Origin of the sequence: Bradyrhizobium sp. (genome assembly GCF_049519115.1) — a bacterium.
Taxonomy (GTDB): domain Bacteria; phylum Pseudomonadota; class Alphaproteobacteria; order Rhizobiales; family Xanthobacteraceae; genus Bradyrhizobium.
In genome coordinates, this window is record NZ_JBEKRB010000026.1 from 1 (window position 1) to 18,414 (window position 18,414).

The 18,414-nt window shown below is 61.0% G+C and carries 16 protein-coding genes and 3 pseudogenes; 8 read left to right on the forward strand and 11 right to left on the reverse strand.

Features of this window, described 5'->3' with window-relative positions; genetic code table 11:
- Window positions 1-172: pseudogene (locus ABSE61_RS19685) on the forward strand (NADP oxidoreductase coenzyme); the annotation flags it as partial.
- 169 nt (window positions 173-341) lie between these two features.
- Here the strand turns inward: ABSE61_RS19685 and ABSE61_RS19690 are convergent.
- A pseudogene (locus tag ABSE61_RS19690) lies at window positions 342-526 on the reverse strand (GMP synthase (glutamine-hydrolyzing)); the annotation flags it as partial.
- 56 nt (window positions 527-582) lie between these two features.
- On the opposite strand from ABSE61_RS19690, the gene ABSE61_RS19695 reads away from it, so the two are divergent.
- The 3 genes from ABSE61_RS19695 (at window position 583) to ABSE61_RS19705 (ending at window position 3,254) form a co-directional block, all read left to right on the forward strand.
- Complete coding sequence (locus tag ABSE61_RS19695) at window positions 583-813, forward strand: AbrB/MazE/SpoVT family DNA-binding domain-containing protein (protein WP_423872805.1); 231 nt, start codon at window positions 583-585, stop codon at window positions 811-813.
- Window positions 803-1,207 carry a PIN domain-containing protein gene (locus ABSE61_RS19700; protein WP_423872806.1) on the forward strand — a complete coding sequence of 135 codons (405 nt, stop codon included), beginning with the start codon at window positions 803-805 and terminating at the stop codon, window positions 1,205-1,207. Before ABSE61_RS19695 ends, ABSE61_RS19700 begins: the two co-directional genes overlap by 11 nt.
- A gap of 706 nt (window positions 1,208-1,913) precedes the next feature.
- The gene (locus tag ABSE61_RS19705) at window positions 1,914-3,254 is read left to right on the forward strand and encodes a GSU2403 family nucleotidyltransferase fold protein (protein WP_423872807.1); all 1,341 of its coding nucleotides are present in this window, start codon (window positions 1,914-1,916) and stop codon (window positions 3,252-3,254) included.
- 105 nt (window positions 3,255-3,359) lie between these two features.
- Here the strand turns inward: ABSE61_RS19705 and ABSE61_RS19710 are convergent, their stop codons facing one another.
- The 4 genes from ABSE61_RS19710 to ABSE61_RS19725 form a co-directional block, all read right to left on the reverse strand.
- Window positions 3,360-3,584, reverse strand: coding sequence for a hypothetical protein (locus ABSE61_RS19710; protein WP_423872808.1), 225 nt, complete (start codon window positions 3,582-3,584; stop codon window positions 3,360-3,362).
- A 6-nt stretch (window positions 3,585-3,590) separates the two neighbouring features.
- Window positions 3,591-4,136: a hypothetical protein gene (locus ABSE61_RS19715; RefSeq protein ID WP_423872809.1), complete on the reverse strand. Its 546-nt coding sequence runs from the start codon at window positions 4,134-4,136 to the stop codon at window positions 3,591-3,593.
- 265 nt (window positions 4,137-4,401) lie between these two features.
- Window positions 4,402-4,995, reverse strand: a complete 594-nt coding sequence (locus ABSE61_RS19720) for a hypothetical protein (RefSeq protein ID WP_423872810.1) — start codon at window positions 4,993-4,995, stop codon at window positions 4,402-4,404.
- Window positions 4,996-5,111: 116 nt separating this feature from the next.
- Complete coding sequence (locus ABSE61_RS19725; RefSeq protein ID WP_423872811.1) at window positions 5,112-7,604, reverse strand: DEAD/DEAH box helicase; 2,493 nt, start codon at window positions 7,602-7,604, stop codon at window positions 5,112-5,114.
- 255 nt (window positions 7,605-7,859) lie between these two features.
- Here ABSE61_RS19725 and ABSE61_RS19730 point away from each other — a divergent pair.
- Window positions 7,860-8,401 (forward strand): annotated as a pseudogene (locus ABSE61_RS19730) (amidohydrolase family protein); the annotation flags it as partial.
- A gap of 277 nt (window positions 8,402-8,678) precedes the next feature.
- On the opposite strand, the gene guaA reads toward ABSE61_RS19730, so the two are convergent.
- From guaA to ABSE61_RS19745, 3 genes are all read right to left on the reverse strand, one after another.
- Window positions 8,679-10,274, reverse strand: coding sequence for a glutamine-hydrolyzing GMP synthase (gene guaA, locus ABSE61_RS19735; protein WP_423872812.1), 1,596 nt, complete (start codon window positions 10,272-10,274; stop codon window positions 8,679-8,681).
- Between the two features lie 148 nt (window positions 10,275-10,422).
- Window positions 10,423-11,724: an RsmB/NOP family class I SAM-dependent RNA methyltransferase gene (locus tag ABSE61_RS19740; RefSeq protein WP_423872813.1), complete on the reverse strand. Its 1,302-nt coding sequence runs from the start codon at window positions 11,722-11,724 to the stop codon at window positions 10,423-10,425.
- Window positions 11,725-11,753: 29 nt separating this feature from the next.
- Window positions 11,754-12,176: an MAPEG family protein gene (locus ABSE61_RS19745; protein WP_423872814.1), complete on the reverse strand. Its 423-nt coding sequence runs from the start codon at window positions 12,174-12,176 to the stop codon at window positions 11,754-11,756.
- A 171-nt stretch (window positions 12,177-12,347) separates the two neighbouring features.
- Between ABSE61_RS19745 and ABSE61_RS19750 the strand changes: the two genes are divergently transcribed.
- The 3 genes from ABSE61_RS19750 to ABSE61_RS19760 all read left to right on the forward strand — a co-directional run bounded on the left by ABSE61_RS19750 (window position 12,348) and on the right by ABSE61_RS19760 (window position 14,533).
- Entirely contained in the window at window positions 12,348-12,743 is a 396-nt protein-coding gene (locus ABSE61_RS19750; RefSeq protein WP_423872815.1) for a hypothetical protein, read from the forward strand.
- Window positions 12,744-12,824: 81 nt separating this feature from the next.
- Complete coding sequence (locus tag ABSE61_RS19755; protein ID WP_423872816.1) at window positions 12,825-13,625, forward strand: SDR family NAD(P)-dependent oxidoreductase; 801 nt, start codon at window positions 12,825-12,827, stop codon at window positions 13,623-13,625.
- An 80-nt stretch (window positions 13,626-13,705) separates the two neighbouring features.
- Entirely contained in the window at window positions 13,706-14,533 is an 828-nt protein-coding gene (locus ABSE61_RS19760) for a metallophosphoesterase family protein (RefSeq protein ID WP_423872817.1), read from the forward strand.
- Between the two features lie 18 nt (window positions 14,534-14,551).
- Here the strand turns inward: ABSE61_RS19760 and ABSE61_RS19765 are convergent, their stop codons facing one another.
- From ABSE61_RS19765 to ABSE61_RS19775, 3 genes are all read right to left on the reverse strand, one after another.
- Window positions 14,552-15,946 carry an MFS transporter gene (locus ABSE61_RS19765; protein WP_423872818.1) on the reverse strand — a complete coding sequence of 465 codons (1,395 nt, stop codon included), beginning with the start codon at window positions 15,944-15,946 and terminating at the stop codon, window positions 14,552-14,554.
- A 240-nt stretch (window positions 15,947-16,186) separates the two neighbouring features.
- Window positions 16,187-17,674 carry an IMP dehydrogenase gene (guaB, locus tag ABSE61_RS19770; protein WP_423872819.1) on the reverse strand — a complete coding sequence of 496 codons (1,488 nt, stop codon included), beginning with the start codon at window positions 17,672-17,674 and terminating at the stop codon, window positions 16,187-16,189.
- A 242-nt stretch (window positions 17,675-17,916) separates the two neighbouring features.
- Complete coding sequence (locus ABSE61_RS19775) at window positions 17,917-18,162, reverse strand: hypothetical protein (protein ID WP_423872820.1); 246 nt, start codon at window positions 18,160-18,162, stop codon at window positions 17,917-17,919.
- Window positions 18,163-18,414 lie beyond the last annotated feature (252 nt).

An 18,414-nucleotide genomic window follows, 5' to 3' on the forward strand; every position in this document is an offset into this window, starting at 1 on the left:
TCTGTCCAGCGACGACGAGGATGCGACCGCTCCCGTGGCGGCCTTGGCCAAACAACTCGGGTTCGCACCCGTCAAGCTGGGAAAGCTCAACGAGGGTGGCGCGCTGGTGCATGCACGCGGCCGCATTTGGGGCCAGCTCATCTTCCAGGATTTGTTCAAGAAGGAGCAGTAATCGGCGTATGGGCGCCGTTCAAAGAGCAGGGAGACGCCTACGGAGCGGCAGATCTGCGGGTCGCTTAGACTCTATCGACTACTATCGATAGCCTAGGATTCGCCCGAGTATCCTCTGCTCTCCGATACTTCTCCACGGTACTTCCCCTCACACCCACTCGATCATCCCCTGCGGTAACGTCATAGACCACGCGGTTGACGCCCTTGACCTCGTTGAGGATGCGGGTTGCGGTTTCGCCCAATGCTTTCATGTCGAACGAATAGAAGTCCGCTGTCATGCCGTCGGTCAAGGTCACCGCGCGCCCACGACATATTCATGCGTGCGCCCGTCGCCCATGACGCCGACGGTCTTGACCTCCGAGCATCCAAGATATACACTGCACTAATTGTATATCAATCGAGGATGAAGCCGTGCAAGTTGCCAAGTGGGGAAACAGTCTCGCGGTCCGCTTGCCTGCTGCTGTCGTCGAAGCACTCAAGCTCAAGGAAGGCGACGAGATCGAAATCCACATCGCGGATGGCCGGCTGTTCGGCGTGGCGCGCAAGCCTGGACGCGGCGAACTGTTAAAACGTTTACGCGCCTTCCGCGGCCGTCTCCCTGCCGATTTCAAGTTCGATAGGGACGAGGCGAATGCCCGTTAGCTTCTTCGACACCAACGTTCTCGTTTACATCGCCTCAGGCGATGCGAAGAAGGCCGATCGGGCGGAAGCGGCGATTGCCAAGGGCGGCTCCATCAGCGTGCAGGTTCTCAACGAACTCGCGAACGTCGCACGCCGGAAGATGCAAATATCATGGGATGAGACGCACGCGTTGCTCAACATGCTGCGCGACCTGCTGACGGTTCATCCCCTCACCGTCGAAGCCCACGAGACCGGCCTTGGAATTGCCGAGCGATACGGCCTTTCCATCTACGACGCGATGATCGCAGCTTCCGCGCTTCACGCCGGCTGCGACACGCTGTGGTCGGAAGATATGCAGCACGGCTTGGCGCTGAAGGAAGGGTTGCGGATCGTCAATCCGTTTCGGGATACGTAGTTTGTAGGGCAGTCAACGAACTGCGAACGCGCCATTGGAAGCCCCCTACTCCCACTCAATCATCAATTGCCGTTCTAAATTCTTGTAATAGCAAATATTTTTTGGCGTTGATTCTTCAATACCGTCATCCATGCCGTCAGATTTCTTCGCTGTTGAAATTATTGGCTTAATCTTGGCCTCCCCAGAATATGCATCTCATCATCTATCGGCTGCAGACGACTCGACGAGCCGGCAGTCGAAGACGATCAAACGCAACTTCCGTTGCGCGACGAAAGATGTCGCTGGATAGCGTTAGAACACAGAGCAATGCGCACAACGCGACTCGCATTCTGGCGAAGTGCTTTAGTATTATCTAGCCGAACTGGTCGAGCACTGAAATGACAATGGGAAGGCTGTTGCCGTAAGCGGCCCATGGCGGTGTTTCTACGAATAGGTTCACCGCGATGGCCCTGATGCCTCGTTGCCGTGCGCACCTCGCAACGTATTTCTAGCAACGCCAGCCCGACGTCCTTGAACACCGCATGCGGCCCGCACAGCCGCACAGCGTCAGCCTTCTGAATCTCGACACAGGGCCGGCTGCCCATACTTCCATGCATTAACTGTTGTTATACTCATTTTGCGAAATGAGTATAAATTTGGTGGACGCCCTTAGTCCGGCAAGGTTATACTCATTTTGCAAGATGAGTATAACGCCCCGGAGGTCGTCATGGCCGTGCCCCCACTGGTCGCCCAGACGACCTATGCCGAGTTGCTGGAGCGCTGCGCCAACGCTGCATTCAACGACGCCTTCACGGAAGGCGGCGCCTTCACCTCCAAGACCCTCAAGGGACGCAAGTACTGGTACTTTCAGACAGGGACTGGTGCGGCGCGAACTCAACGATATGTCGGCCCGGAGACGCCTGAATTATTGGACCGCATCGCGCATCACACGGAAACGCGTGACGACGAGCGCGAACGCCGCGCCCTAGTATCCACGCTGGTGCGATCATTCGGTCTTCCCCGGCCTATTCCCGAAATCGGCGATGTCATCGCCGCGCTCGCCAAGGCCGGCGTCTTTCGGCTTCGCGGTGTTCTCGTCGGCACAGTCGCCTATCAGACCTATGCCGCGATGCTGGGTGTCCGGCTCTCCGCCGCTCCCCTGCAGACGGGCGACATCGATATCGCTCAGTTCAAAAATGTATCGGTTGCGATCGGCGATAGCACTCCGCCGGTGCTCGAAATTTTGAAGGAAGTCGACAAGACCTTCCGTGCCATTCCGCACGTCGTCGATGGCAGGCGCGTGACCAGCTATACTGCCAAAGGCGGATTGCGGGTTGATTTTCTCACCCCCAACGAAGGACAGGAGACCGGCAAGCCCCGGGCACTTCCGGCGCTGCAAACAGACGCGCAGCCGCTGCGCTTTCTCGATTTTCTCATTCACGACCCGGAACCAGCCGTGATCCTGCACGGCGCCGGTATCCATGTTCACGTTCCGGCTCCCGCGCGCTATGCGGTGCACAAGCTGATTGTTTCGCGACGGCGTCCCGAAGGATTGGCCAAGCGCGATAAAGATCTTCAGCAAGCCGATGCCCTGTTCGAAGTGCTCGGGCAAAAAAGACCCAACGAGCTGAGGCTCGCGTGGCAGGAGGCCTATAAGCGCGGTCCGAGCTGGCGCGAATTACTCAACGAGGGTCTTGCCGCCGTCAGCGGCACCGGTCGTGATTGGGTGCTCAAGGCTATTGACGGTCGGCGCTCGGCGATCGCAGATATCGATCTGACCTTCAATAATCCACCCCCACGTTACGATTTCAGCCGGGATGTTGTGACGTTCGTCGGCCAGGCGCTTGGCAGCTCCGTCAGTTGTGAAATTAGCCGTGAAGCTCTTGATGATCATTTCGGGACCAATGGTCTCGACCAGAAGGGGCGGGTCGAAGCTTTTCTCAAAAACCGATCGAGAATTGAGCTTATGGCTCACGCGAAATATCTTTCATGGCCGATCGAGGAACCTGGCACGGTTCTGATCAAGACCATGGACGTGCAGAATCTCCTGAAAGAGATTGGCTCGTAGAACGTCGCGACATGTACATTTTGCGCAAAGCACCTCAACCTTATTGAGATGCGAGCTAACAAGCGCAATAAATTTTAACAGAGTGAAGCTGCCGGGCATCAAGGGTTACTCGAAACGGCCGCTGCGTGCGCGATCCTGTTCGGTCTCGCGGCTTCGCCAAGCATCAACCTCTTTCTGCAAGGCATCCTTGGCCCTTGCCAGCGGCGCCGCAAGTGCGGGCATATCGCTAAGATCTAACTGGCCGAGAAGCTTGAGCCGGGCTTCGTACTGCGAGGAGAGCGAGCCGACGCCACCCGTTGGAAACAACCGGCTGGCGATCTCCTTGAACACAGCCTCCTAGTCCGGGGTTTTCAAGAGAAGGGTCCGTGCGATGTCTCTCCATCCGTCCGGATTCTCGTCGTCCTTCTGATTATACAGGGTGGCAATCGCGGCCGCGAAGGGATAGCGCGCTACAGGATCCCGGTCACACCATGCGACCAGCGTGGCATCTGGCACCGCATCCATCGGGCTCGTGTGATGGCGCGCGAATTCGCCGATCAATCCCACGCTTCCGCCTTTGGCTTTCTTATCGCCGCTTATCTGTTCATCGAGCACGTCGTCCGGATGGACCCTAAGTAATCCCGTCATCAGGTCGTCGTACTCAAAGGCGGATACGCTGTGGCTGGCAGCTGCAGCGAGCAAACCCCGACACAGCTGCCGCGCGATCGGCTTTCCCTCGTCGCCCGTTAGCGAGGCCCGGACGATGACACCCAACTCGTAATCCTCGCGCTGGTGGTGGTTGCCCGTGCGCTGAAACGAATACGCCGCCAACAGCGCGCGGCCGGCGTCAGCCACTTCGGGAACGGAAGCCTTCTTATTGCTGCCATCGGAGCGGATAATCATTCAACGTGAAATCGATTCCGGAGCGTTTGCGAAGTGAACGTAGCCGGCCTCGCTGTTCGAGTACACCCAGATCGGCATCAAACCCGTCATGCACCGATCGCTTTTCCTCTCACAGCCGAACCGGCCCGGCTGTCCGGCTGCCCGGACTAACTTGTAATCCCACCTGTGCCCGCGGCGTTTTGAGGTCCTCCACGAAACTCGTAAGCAGGCGCTGCATCAAGCCTAAACCGAGGCGTAGTCAATGCCATATTGCCCTTCGCGTATCTCAATCCTGATCCTCATCCACCGAAGGCAGGTCGAGCGCTGAGCGCAGCAGGCCGGCACCGCGCTGGTAGAGCATCGCCCGCGCGGCCGAGGCGAGAAGATCGCCGCGAGGCGCAAAATCCGCAATGCGCTTGTTGAACGGAATCGCGCCACAACCGGGAACCGAGCAATCCGGTTTTCCCTTGGGACAATGGTTGAACGAGCACAACCGACCGAGATAGCGATCATTCTGCGGCTCGAACAAAAACACGTCAACCTCATGGTTGGCGATGCTCGTGCCGATCCCGCCCTCATAAGCTTCGCGCAAGGCGCGATCGCCTACCCGACGCAGCTCACCGAGTCGATGCTGCAAATCGATCCAAAGAGCCAGATCGAGGTCCCTGCATTCGTGCCAAATCTCGATCCGCTGTTCGCGAAACTCCCTAAATCTCGGAACCTCCTTCCATAACGGCTTTGCGACCGAGCCTATCACGGCGAGCGCCTGAACCTCCGGAAAGGCCGTCCACGCCTTCGTCACCACGTCTGCAGCGGTCCGGAGTTCGCGCTGGCGTCTGACCATGAGACGGTTTTGTTCCTCGATCTTGGCGCGCCGCATGAAGCTACCCCAATGACTTCATGAAATTGCACCAGCGACCGAAACGCACTTTGAGCGTGAGAACGTAGGTGACCTGTTCCGCCTCGCCGCGCATGTTCGCCATCCGCCCTCGCCCGTCACTCAATCCCACCCCGCAGATTGTCCGCGAGCGCTGAAAGCGCATCGGCCAGTTGCTTCGCGATTTTCGGTGATGGCAGCGGTATTTTGAGGTTTTGCGCGCCGGTGGCCAGATCGCGCTCGATCCACGGATGCGTCGCAGCGTTGGGTCCACTGGCAGCCGCCAGTGCACCGATCAACTGCGCACCCACGTGCACTAAGGCTTGCCACGGATCGGGAGCTGCATCGCGCGGTGGTGCTCCAGCCCCATCGGTCCGCGCGATCGCCATCTCGCCAGCGCCAATGTTCGCGTCCGCATGTACATCTTCTATGGATCCGGCGTCATCAGAAGTGATGATATTCCTCACTTCCTCAGCCGGCGTCACGGCCTCGCCCTCGCCCATATTTCCGGTGACGTTTTCCACGTCCTTCATGAAGCGGTTGAGACGCGAACCGCCGAGCGAAATCTCGCCGCTGCCGCCGTCGAGAATTCCTGCCGATAAGGAGCGTTTGAACGCCAACGTCGAAAGCATGCCCTCCTCGATGGTGCCCTTTGCCACGAAGTTTATGACGCGAACCGGCCGCACCTGACCCATACGATGGATGCGCGCGATACGCTGTTCGAGAACCGCCGGGTTCCACGGCAAGTCCATGTTCACCACGGTCGAGGCATGCTGCAGATTGAGGCCGGTGCTGCCGGCATCGGTCGACAGGAACACGCGGCAGGCGGGATCATCGCGAAACCGCTCGATCAACGCCGGCCGTTTGTCCGACGGCACGCCACCGTGGAAGGAGACGTAGCCGATCCCGCGGGCTTCGAGACGGCGGATAACGATGTTGTGGGTCCGTGTCCACTGCGAAAACACCACCGCCTTGGCTTCGAGCTCGGCGAACAATTCGTCGAAGAGTGCCGCCAATTCGTCAGCCTTGACGCCATGGTCGGTTTCCCGGTCCAGCAAATAGGTGCTGTTGCACGACATGCGCATGTTCTGCAGGGCGATCATCAGCCGCCGCTGATCCTTGTCCGACAGAAACCTGGTCCTGCGCCAACGCCGAACGATTTTCGCCACCTCGTCGGCGTTTTCCTGGTGATAGAGCATTTGCATCTCGGTCATCGGCACCAGCAGGTTCTGGTCGGTCCGGCTTGGCAGTTGCCGCAGCACCTCGGATTTGCGCCGGCGGATCATGACCGGCGCCAACGTTTGGCCGATCTTCTCCAGCCCGGTATAGCCGGTGACGCGCCCGGTTTCGTCCTTGACCTGATGCTCGTGCAACAGCTTCCAGGTTGGCCCCAGCCGGTGCTGATCGACAAACTGGACGATGGAAACCAGTTCTTCTAGCTTGTTTTCCAGGGGCGTCCCGGTCAGCACGATCGCATAGGAGCTATCGATGCGTTTCAAGGCGCGTGCTGCGATGGTGTTCCAGTTTTTTACCCGTTGCGCTTCATCGACGATCACCAGTTCGGGCGCCCAGGCGGCGATCAGGTCGAGATCGGGCTTGAGTTTCTCGTAGTTTGTGATCTTGCAGAAGTCGTCTAACGCATAGTCCTTCTGCCGCTGCGCCCGGCCGCCGTTGATGACGCGCGCCGCATTTTCACCATGTCGCCCCGAGAAACGCCCAATCTCGCTTTGCCACTGGTATTTGAGCGAGGTCGGGCAGATCACCAGCACTTTCGAGACGCCAAAATTCCGTGCCAGTATTTCTGTGGCGGCGATTGCCTGTATGGTCTTGCCTAGCCCCATATCGTCGCCGATCAGTGCCCGACCGACCCGCACCGCGAATAGCGCCCCCTCGGCCTGATAGGGATGGAGAGGCGCCTTCAGAAGCGCTAGCAGCTTGGGATCGGCAGCGCCGCGTGGGAACAACTGCTCGAGCTTTGCGGCCCGCCGGTCCGCATCCCGCCGTCCCGCGAAAAAATCGAGAGCGTCTTCGTAGGCCCGTAACTCATGACCGGACTTGGACGCCATGGTCATAAAATGCTCGAGTTCGCCAAGGCGATTGTCCGGCAGCATTCCGTCGTGCCCGGCGTCGAACAGGCCGGCAGCGGCCTCGCGCACCGCCGGTGGGCAATCCGTCCCGGCACGAAAATGCACGCGGCGCTTGCCTTCATTGCGCAAATACAGCTCGGAAAATGCCGGCTGATAGCCGCGCGCGAACGCGGTCTTCGCGCCGCGCTTTTTCTCCAACCGGGCGAGCGTGAATTCGATGTGCTTGCAGGTACCTAACTCGCTGGTGGCATAATCCGGGCAGGAACAGAAATTTCCGCCTGGTCCACTGCCTCGAATCGCCACGCGATAGCTTGATTTCGAATCGGGATTGCTGACGCGAAACTCGGAGAAAAACGGTTCGCTGCCCAGATTCTCAATCCCGAAGGCCTGCTCGCGCCCGAACTGGCGGCGCAAACCGCGCTGCCAGTCCACCGGTGAAAGATCGGCGGGTGAGTGAGTGCGGGACAGCTTCGGTTCCTTGTTCGGCTTGGTCGCGGAATTCAGGTTTCGGCGCGTGGATTTCATCGAGGCAGGCTCCGTCTGGCTTGTGCGGCCGAGCACAAACCACTCCCGCTCCATCGTCGCGTCAAGTCATAAGCCAGACGATCAACAGCCCAGATGTTTGGGATTTTCATGCAGCCGAACACGTGCAAATTCGATCCCGCGGCGCCGATAGCGCCCGAGTTGTGCCTGGACCTTGTTCCTCCAAGGACAGAGGGCGCAGGGAAAGCCGAGTGTCCGATGCACCCGCGGCCCCATGTGCAAAGGTAGAAAGCACATGGGTATTGGACGGATCCTCCGCTCACCGACCGGTGGTGGTATCCACTCTACGAGAAGATGGTTGAGCTCGATGTGCCCGCCATGGTCCACGTCAGTTCGTGTTGCAACCCCAATTTCCACGCCACGGGCTCTCACTATATCAACGGCGATACCACGCCTTCATGCGATTCCTGACATCGAAGCTCTTCAAGGATTTCCCGGGCCTCATGTTCATTATCCCGCACGGCGGCTGCGCGGTGCCCTATCATTGGGGGCGCTATCGTGGCATCGCTCAGGATATGAAGCTTCCGCCACTCGCGGAACATCTGCTCGGAATCGTCTTCTTCGACACCTGTGTCTATCATCAGCCGGGTATCGAACTACTCACCAAGGTGATTCCGATCGATAACATCCTGTTCGCGTCGGAGATGGTGGGAGCAGTGCGCGGCATCGACCCGGAAACCAATCACCATTACGACGACACACGGCGTTACGTCGATCAGGTGGCGGCCCTCAGTGCAGAGAATCGTGCGAAGATTTTCGAGGGTAATGCCCGCACGGTCGCCTCGACGCCTATCTTGATCGCCGAAGTGCAACCGCCTGGACCCTTCCACAAGTCCAATAGTTCTGACGTCCGAACCAACGCCACCGATCTGCACGCCAGACTACACAATGGCTCTCTGGCCGGGTGAACGCTCTTTACGGTCGGCGCCGATCGCGCTTCAGTTCACTGGCGGCGATCGAGACGGAGCGGAAGAACCGAGCGAAGACCATGAGCGCTGCCATCTCAGCTGGCAATAAATCCACCAAACCTACGCTATAGCCGCCCGTGGTATCCCCTTACTCCCACTCGATCGTCCCCGGCGGCTTTGACGTCACGTCATAGACGACGCGGTTGACGCCCTTGACCTCGTTGATGATGCGGGTCGCGGTCTCGCCCAGGAATTTCATGTCGAAGGCATAGAAGTCGGCGGTCATGCCGTCGGTCGATGTCACCGCGCGCAGGCCCACGACATATTCATACGTCCGCCCGTCGCCCATCACGCCGACGGTCTTCACCGGCAGCAGCACGGCGAAGGCCTGCCAGATCTTGTCGTAAAGTCCGGCTTTGCGGATCTGGTCGATGTAGACCGCGTCCGCGTTGCGCAGGATGCCGAGCTTTTCGCGCGTGATGTCGCCGGGGCAGCGGATCGCAAGCCCCGGTCCGGGGAATGGATGCCGGCCGACGAAAATCTCCGGCAGGCCGAGTTCGCGGCCCAGCACGCGCACCTCGTCCTTGAACAGTTCACGCAACGGCTCGACCAGCTTCATGTTCATGCGCGCGGGCAGGCCGCCGACATTGTGGTGGCTCTTGATCGTCACCGACGGGCCGCCGGTGAACGACACGCTCTCGATCACGTCGGGATAGAGCGTGCCTTGCGCGAGAAATTCCGCGCCGCCGATTTTCTTCGCCTCCGCATCGAACACGTCGATGAACAGACGCCCGATGGTTTTGCGCTTTTGTTCGGGATCCGTGATGCCTTCGAGCTCGCCCAGAAACTGCTTCGATGCATCCACGTGAACCAGCGGGATGTTGTAGTGGTGCCGAAAGAGGTCGACGACGGTTTCGGCCTCGTTGAGCCGCAACAGGCCGTGATCGACAAACACACAGGTGAGCTGGTCGCCGATCGCCTCATGGATCAAGACGGCCGCGACCGCTGAATCGACGCCGCCGGAGAGACCGCAGATCACTTTACCCCGGCCGACCTGGGCGCGGATCTTCTCGATCGCCTCTTCACGAAACGCGCGCATGGTCCAGTCACCGGCAAGCCCCGCGACCTTGCGAACGAAATTGCGAATGAGCTTGGCGCCATCTGGCGTATGCACCACTTCAGGGTGGAACTGCATGGCGTAGAATTTTCGCGCGTCGTCGGCGATCACCGAGATCGGCGATCCATGCGCGCTCGCCACGCCGCGAAATCCCTTCGGCAGTTGCGTGACGCGGTCGCCATGGCTCATCCAGACGTCGTAACGGCCGCCCTTCTGCCAGACGCCGTCGAACAGCGCGCAGTCATCGGTGACCTCGATGGTGGCGCGGCCAAACTCGCGGTGGTGGCCGGCTTCCACCGTGCCGCCGAGCTGCTGCGCCATGGTCTGCTCGCCGTAGCAGATGCCGAGCACGGGAATCCCTGCATTGAGGATCGACATCGGAGCCGCGGGTGCATCCTTGTCCAGCACCGAGGCCGGGCCGCCGGAGAGGATCACGGCTTTGGGCTGCATCTCGCGGAAGGCGGTTTCAGCCTTCTGGAACGGGACGATTTCGGAATAGACGCCCTCCTCGCGAACGCGGCGGGCGATCAGTTGCGTGACCTGGCTGCCGAAATCGACAATCAGAATCTTGTCATGCGCCGAGGCCACGGAGGGCACCGACTCTGCTGCGGGCTGGGCCTGAGTCATATCAAGCAATTACGCGACGGAGGCCGGGGTCGCAAGGCTGAAACAGCCGTCATGGCCGGGCTTGTCCCGGCCATCCACGCCTTAAAATATGCAGCCGAGGAAGACGTGGATGCCCGGCACAAGGCCGGGCATGACGAGCTTATTCGTCTCAGCTTTTCCGGGTCAAAATCGACACATAAAACCCGTCCGTACCCGTCCGGCGCGGGGTCATCAGTAGCCCCTCGGCCGACTGCAACGTGGCGGCGGTGAAATCCTCGGCCTTGTCCCAAAGCGCCGTCACGGTCTCGGCGGCCGGAATCACCGCGAAATCCGCACTCCGGGCCAGAAATTCGCGGATCTGGCCGCCGTTTTCAGCAGACAATACCGAGCAGGTCACATAGGCGATACGGCCGCCCGGCTTGACCAGAGGAGCCGCGCGATCAAGCACTTCGGCCTGGGCCTTCAGACGCTGTTCGAGCGCGCCGGGACGAATTCGCCATTTGGCGTCGGGGTTGCGCCGCCAGGTTCCGGTTCCGGTGCAGGGCGCGTCGATCATCACGAGATCGGCCGAGCCGCGGATGTCGGACAATTCGCCGCCGTCACCCTTTGGCGTCCGCACGTCGCAATTATGGATCCCGGCGCGCGACAGCCGCTCATGGATCGGCGCGAGCTGGCGCTTGTCGCTATCCGTTGCAATGAGCCGGCCCTTTCCACCCATCATCGCGGCGAGCGCCAGCGTCTTGCCGCCGGCCCCGGCACAGAGATCGATCACCTGCTCGCCGGGTTTGGCGGCCGACAACAGCGCCGCCAGTTGCGAGCCCTCGTCCTGCACCTCGAGTGCGCCCTTGATGAAGGCTTCCTCGGCATGAATGCCGGGGTTGCGGGCATCGGCGCCAAGTTCGATGCGCAGCCCCAGTGGCGACCACGGCGTCTCCATGGTGCCGAGATGCGCGGTCGAAGCCAGCACCTTGTCGCGCTTGGCTTTGAGCGTATTGACGCGCAGATCGAGCGGCGCGCGGCTCGCCATCGCGGTGGCTTCCGCTACGCGGTCCTCGCCGAATACTTCCGCCAAATAAGGATCAAGCCATTCCGGATAATCGCCGGCAATCGGTGGAGGCGCGGATCGAAGCGAATTCGAGATCAATGCGGATCGTTCAGTATCGGTCACCGCGGAGGGCGCGAAACGGCTGCCGTCGCACAACGCCGAAATCTGGTCGGCATCGAGCTTGCGCTCGAGATGGAGCATGCCGAGCAGGCGCGCGCGCGGCGTGTCGCTGCCCATCAACCAGGCGCTCGAGGCGCGCCGGCGCAGCACGTCCCAGACCAGGCCCGAGATCGCGGCACGGTCGCCCGAACCGGCAAAGCGATGCGCGGTGCCCCATTCCTTCAAGGCTTGGGCCGCGGGAACACGCTGGTCGTCAATGGTCTGGAGCAGCTCGATAGCTGCCGAAAGCCGTGCGGCGGGGGTCATTCAGATCTTTCGATTGGGGTCTAGATGCTTCAGATCAGAAGCAGAATCTTCAACGCGAAATAGACCCACATCGCGAGCAACACAAGCACGCCGGCAAACCAGGCCAGCGAACGCTGGTTGAGGTCGTTGGAACTCACGAAAATGCCGGCATGCACGAAGCGCGCCACCACGAACACCCAGGACAGCATCACGATCACGAGGTCCGCATGGCGGATCGGCAGCGCAATCGCGATCAGGACGTAAAACAGCACCGGCAGTTCGAACTGGTTCCGGTAGCAGTTGCCGATCTGGGTAGCACGTGTCGGCCAGTTCTGCTGCCCCAGCGCAATATCCCTGATCTTGGTCTCCTTGCTGACCAACGCCCTGCGGCGGGCGCCGGCCATGCCGAGCAGGAGCGCGAAAGTCAGCCCGATCAGGACGAAGACCGGCAAGAGAACGCTTTGGATCGACATGTCAGCCCCCGATTCTCTTTGAGAGTGCCTCCCCCGCTATAGCGACGAGCCGCCGCCGTGACAATGAATTGGGCAGGGAATAGACGACCCCGGCTTGAACCGTGGCCGAGGCGAAGGCGACCAATGGTCACCTGTTCGCGTTGTCATCCCTTTAGCCGCAAAGAGGCTGCGATGAACCTCGATCCGCTCCACACCGCTGCCACCGAATTAACGAGCCTGGTCTCGGGCGCGGCAGGCATTTTGCCCGATTTGAGCGCCGACGACGGAACCGGTGTGCTGATGCCGGCGCTGACGGGTGTCGTCGCGGCCGTGACGGTCGCGCTGGCGCTCGCGATCTACTTCCAGACCGGCTATCGCAGCTACCGCGACATGATCCGTCACGGCCTGGCGGCAGCGATTGGCCTCGCCCTGATGGCGTTCGTGATCTACGACATGCGCAATGCCGCGATGGCCCATCTCATCAGTACGCAGGTCAGCCCCACCGCCCAATTCGAACTGCAATGGCAGAAGACGACCGAACGGGCGAAAGAACTCGCCACCGAGATGGACCGGTCGCATCAGGGCTGAGCGGCTCCGCGCAACGGGAATTAGCCTCGCACCTGCGCTTCCGGTAAACTCTCCGCAAATGAAAATTTGCGGGAGTGAAACATGCGGCTGAAAGATCGTACGGCCATCGTCGTCGGCGCCGGCCAGAGCCCCGGCGAAGGCATAGGCAACGGCCGCGCCACGGCGATCACCTTTGCGCGCGAAGGCGCTTCCGTGCTCTGCGTGGATCGCAACTTGGCGTCCGCGCAGGAAACCGCTGATCTGATCGAATCCAAAGGCGGCAAGGCGGTCGCCTTTGAAGCCGATGTCACGAGAGAGCGCGACCTCAAGGCCATGATCGAGGAAGCACCGAAGCGATGGGGCCGCCTCGACATCCTCCACAACAATGTCGGCGTCAGCCTCGCTGGTGGCGACGCCGAATTGCTGCACATCACGGAAGCCGCGATCGACAATTGCGTCGCGATCAATCTGAAGAGCTGCATTCTGGCGGCGAAATATGCGATTCCCGTCATGCGGCAACAAAAGAGCGGCGCCATCATCAATATCTCCTCGATGGCCGCGATCACCGTCTATCCCTATGTGGCCTACAAGGCGACCAAAGCGGCGATGATCGCGTTCACCGAACAGCTCGCCTATCAGAACGCCGAATACGGCATCCGCGCCAATGTGATCCTGCCCGGCCTGATGGACACGCCGATGGCGGTCGATACCCGCGCCAAGGCGTTCAAGAAGACCCGAACCGAAGTCGCCGCCATGCGCGACGCCCAGGTGCCGTTGCGCGGCAAGATGGGCACCGCGTGGGACGTCGCCAATGCCGCGCTGTTCCTGGCTTCCGACGAAGCAAGCTTCATCACCGGCGTGACGTTGCCGGTCGATGGCGGCGCCAGCGTGCGGCGGGGTTAACTTGGTCACACGGCCGCAACCAACCGAGGCGATGATCAACGACGTCAGATGCGCCGGATTTCATCTGGAGGGATATCGCCATGGTCGAATTTCGCCTAACCCAGATTTCAGATACGCACCTCACCCGCAATTTTGCTGTGCTGACCGAAAATTTCCATCGCGTCAGCGAACATATTGACGCGCACCGGCCCGATCTCGTCATCAACACCGGGGACGTGTCTTGGGATGGGCCGACCAGCCGCGCCGACATGGAATTCGCGAAAGAACTTCATCGCATGCTGCCGGTGGATTGCCGTTACCTGCCCGGCAATCACGATATCGGCGACAACCCGAGCGCGGTCGGCGCAGCACCTTCATGCCCAGCGACTGAGGAGCAGCGCGACGCCTTTATTTCGGTTTTCGGCGAAGACCGCTGGCAATTCGAGGCACAGGGTTGGCGCTTTATCGGATTGAACTCGCTGATCATGAATACGGGAATCCTGAGCGAACTGGAGCAGGAGGAATGGCTGACCTCGCAGCTTGCGGGCGCGAACGGAAAACCGGTCGCGCTGTTTCTGCACAAGCCGCTATTTTTGAATACGCCGGAAGATCTCGAGGAAGCGGCTACGGCCATCCGGTTCGTTCCCCAGCCCGTGCGCGCGCGGTTGGCTGCTTTGCTTGATGCGTACGATGTCCGGCTAGTTGCGAGCGGTCATGTGCATCAGCGCCGCGATTTCACTTACGCGCATACCCGGCACATCTGGGCGCCGTCGGTCGGATTCATCGTCCCGGATCGGATGCAGGAAGTGATCGGCGTGAAGGAGACCGGACTGGTGGAGTACCGGTTTCGGCCTGGGAGTTTCGAGGTCCGGCACGTCCGCGCATCCGGTCAGGTCAATGTCAGCCTGGACGATATTTTCTCGAGGTAATCCGCCTCTGGCCGCGCTTCAGGGCTTGGTCGCCGGTATCGTCAGCCGCAGAAAACTCATGACGCTGCCGACCGCGGCAAATCCCGCACCGAGCGCAAGCGCATAGGTGGCGCCTTCGCGGCCGGCCAGCACAAAGCAGAACGCGGTCAGCGCCGCGCCGATCGTCTGTCCGGTCAGGCGCGCGGTCGCCACGATGCCGCTGGCGCCGCCGCTGCGGCCGGGCGGCGCGCTCGACATGATCGCCCTCAAATTCGGCGTCTGGAAGAAGCCAAAGCCGAGCCCGCAAATCGCCATGCGCCAGACGATGTTGAGAATGCTTGGCGAAGTCGGCAACGTCGCCAGCAACGTCATGCCGATCCCAAGCAGAACGAGACCGACGCCGCCGAGCAGTCCCACCGGATAACGATCGCTCAAGCGGCCGGCGACGGGCGCCATGATCGCGACCACCAGCGGCCATGGCGTCATGAAGAAACCGGTTTCGACCTGGCTCCGGAGCAGAATGTCCTCGAAATAGAACGGCAACGAGACGAAGGCGATTCCCTGGATGGCAAACGAACAGACGGACGTGACGGCCGAGAGCGCAAACATCGGCCGGCGAAACAAGTCGATCGGCAGCATCGGCGCCGGATGATCGGCGTGGCGGCGGATCAGAACGATCCCCAGCACCAGTCCCAAAACGAGTTCGGCCGACACCAAACCAAGTTCAGCCCTATGCGCCGCGCTGCCGACACCGAGAATGACAAGGCCGAGGCACAACGAGGCCAGGATAGCGCCGAGAAAGTCGAAACCATGTTCGGCGCGCGGCGTCAGCGGCAGGGTCCGCATGCCGATGGCCATCGCCAACAGGCCGAAGGGAATGTTGACCGCGAACAGCCATGGCCACGTCCCGAGCGACAGAATGCCGGAGGCAATTGTGGGGCCGAGGGTAAATGCGGTGCTGACGGCCATCGCGTTATAGCCGAAGCCGCGGCCGAGCAGCCGGCTTGGATAGACGAAACGGATCAGCGCCGAATTCACGGCCATCAGACCGCTGGCGCCGAGGCCCTGGAGCACGCGCGCGATCAAGAGAGTCGGCAACGACCAGGCGCAGGCGCATCCGAGCGAGGCGATCGTGAACAGCAACAGGCCGCCGAGATAAATGCGCCGGTGGCCGACGATCTCGCCGAGCGCGCCGAGCGGCAACAACGTGGCCACCAGCGCGATCTGATAGGCGTTGACCACCCAGACCACATCCGCCGGGCTCACTTTCAGGTCGGCGGCGATCGTCGGCAAGGCGATATTGGCAATCGCTGTGTCAAGCGAAGCCATCCCGACCGCGACGGAGATCGCGACGACCGCCCAGATCCGGCTCTCCGGCGGCAAGCCGTCCATCGGCGGCGACGCCGGCTTTGCGATCTTGACCTCCTGCAACATCCGGCTGAACTCTCACCGCGGGCAAAAGCGTCCGCATCTCGGCTGGATGTACACTGGATGATCAGCCCACCCCATACGCCATGTTGCATAATGCGTATGCGGCGAGTTGGTGTTCTGAAGACTCGAGCACCTTATCGTCATGGCCGGGCTTGTCCCGGCCATCCACGTCTTTTGTATCCGCAGAAAGCAAGACCTGGATGCCCGCGACAAGCGCGCGGGCATGACGGACAGAGGCAGCAATTACGCCCCGCCCGGATAGTTCGGCGCCTCGCGCGTAATCGTCACGTCGTGAACGTGGCTTTCGCGCAGGCCCGCACCGGTGATGCGCACGAACTGCGCCTTCTCGTGGAATTCGGCGAGATTACGCGCACCGACGTAGCCCATCGCGGCGCGCAGACCACCGGCAAGCTGATGCATGACATTGGCGACCGGCCCCTTGTACGGCACCTGCCCCTCGATGCCTTCGGGCACGAGCTTGAGCGTATCCTTGATGTCCTGCTGGAAATAACGATCGGCCGAACCGCGGGCCATCGCACCCACCGAGCCCATGCCGCGATAGGCCTTGTAGGAACGGCCCTGCCATAAAAACACTTCGCCCGGCGTCTCGTCGGTGCCGGCCAAGAGCGAGCCGACCATCGCGATATCGGCACCGGCCGCCAGCGCCTTGGCAAGATCGCCGGAAAACTTGATGCCGCCGTCCGCAATCACGGGCACGTCGGCCTTCTTGGCGGCTTCCACCGCATCCATGATCGCGGTGAGCTGAGGGACGCCGACGCCGGCGACAATGCGCGTGGTGCAGATCGAGCCCGGGCCGATGCCGACCTTGATGGCGTCAGCGCCGGCATCGATCAGCGCCTGGGCGCCTTCCTTGGTCGCGATATTTCCGGCGATCACCTGCACCGCGTTGGACAGCCGCTTGATGCGATTGACCGCTTCCAGCACCCGCGCGGAATGGCCGTGCGCGGTGTCCACCACGATCAAATCGACGCCGGCGTCGATCAATCGCTCGGTGCGCTCAAAACCGCCCTCGCCGACCGTGGTCGCGGCCGCCACACGCAAACGTCCCTGCGCGTCCTTACACGCCAGCGGATGGGCGACGGCTTTCTCCATGTCTTTCACGGTGATCAGACCGACGCAGCGATATTGTTCGTCGACCACGAGCAGCTTTTCGATGCGATGCTGGTGCAGCATCCGCTTGGCCTCGTCCTGGCTGACGCCCTCGCGCACCGTCACGAGGTTCTCGTGCGTCATCAGCTCGGAGATCTTCTGCCTCGGATCGGTGGCGAAACGCACGTCGCGGTTGGTAAGAATGCCGACCAGTTTTCCCGGCCTGCCCTCACCGCCGCCGGTGACAACGGGAATGCCGGAAAAGCCATGGGCGCTCATCAGCGCCAGCGCATCCGACAGCATCGCGTCGGGGCCGATGGTGAGTGGATTGACCACCATTCCGGATTCGTACTTCTTGACCTGGCGTACCTGCGCCGCCTGACCTTCGGGATCGAAATTGCGGTGGATGACGCCGACCCCGCCCGCCTGCGCCATCGCGATCGCCATGCGCGCTTCGGTGACGGTGTCCATGGCAGACGCCATGATCGGAATATTGAGCGGGATAGCGCGGGTGACGCGCGAGCGGATATCGGCTTCTGAAGGCAGAATGTCCGAAAGGCCGGGTTTCAGCAGCACGTCGTCGAACGTGAAGGCTTCGTTGATGGATTGAACCTGCGCCATTACCAACTCCATCCGGCGGCTCGCAGGCCGCGGTTGATCCAGGATGTGCCAATGCAACGGCGAAGCGGGCTTCGTCGTCGAATCAGGCCCATCAGTAGGGTTGGCGGTGGTCGATAGCACGCCACCATGACGAATCAAAGGGGCCAATCCAGCAATCGTGTGGGCGGCCCACAGCCACCGTAGCGGCAAAAAAGCCGCGGGCGCACATCACGTGCATCCCGCGGCAATCACTTATAGTTGGATTAGTGCATGTCCTGAGCGGTGCGAACGCGCGAAGATCCGGTATCGAGGCAGCGCCGGGCTGCTTCGATTTCAGCCTCGGTCGCGCCCTTGCTGCGCGCGTAGGCTTCCGCCATCGACGCGCTGTACTTGGCGACGTAATAACGAACGACCGAGCAGGATGCACGGTGCAGAATACCCTCAGCGGACGCGCTGACGGGAGCGAGACCAAGAACGATCGCGGCAACAAACAGCAAACGGTGCCCCATTCCGGGTTTCTCCTTCTCTAAAAGATTGACTGGGAAATGAGCATCACAGCTCTGTAGGGCCTAGCTCCCACAATGTTCTCCCAGGCACAACCCCTCTTGTGCAGACGAGCTATGCACATCAGGGCACGTTAAGGTTTCCGCACAGAATCGCCACAAACACTAACCGAAGCCTTTTGTTAGCATGCGCCGGGAATGCATTGAAATCAAAGATCAACTAAGATGAATCCCCAGGTTCCGCTGTGTTCCACGAGC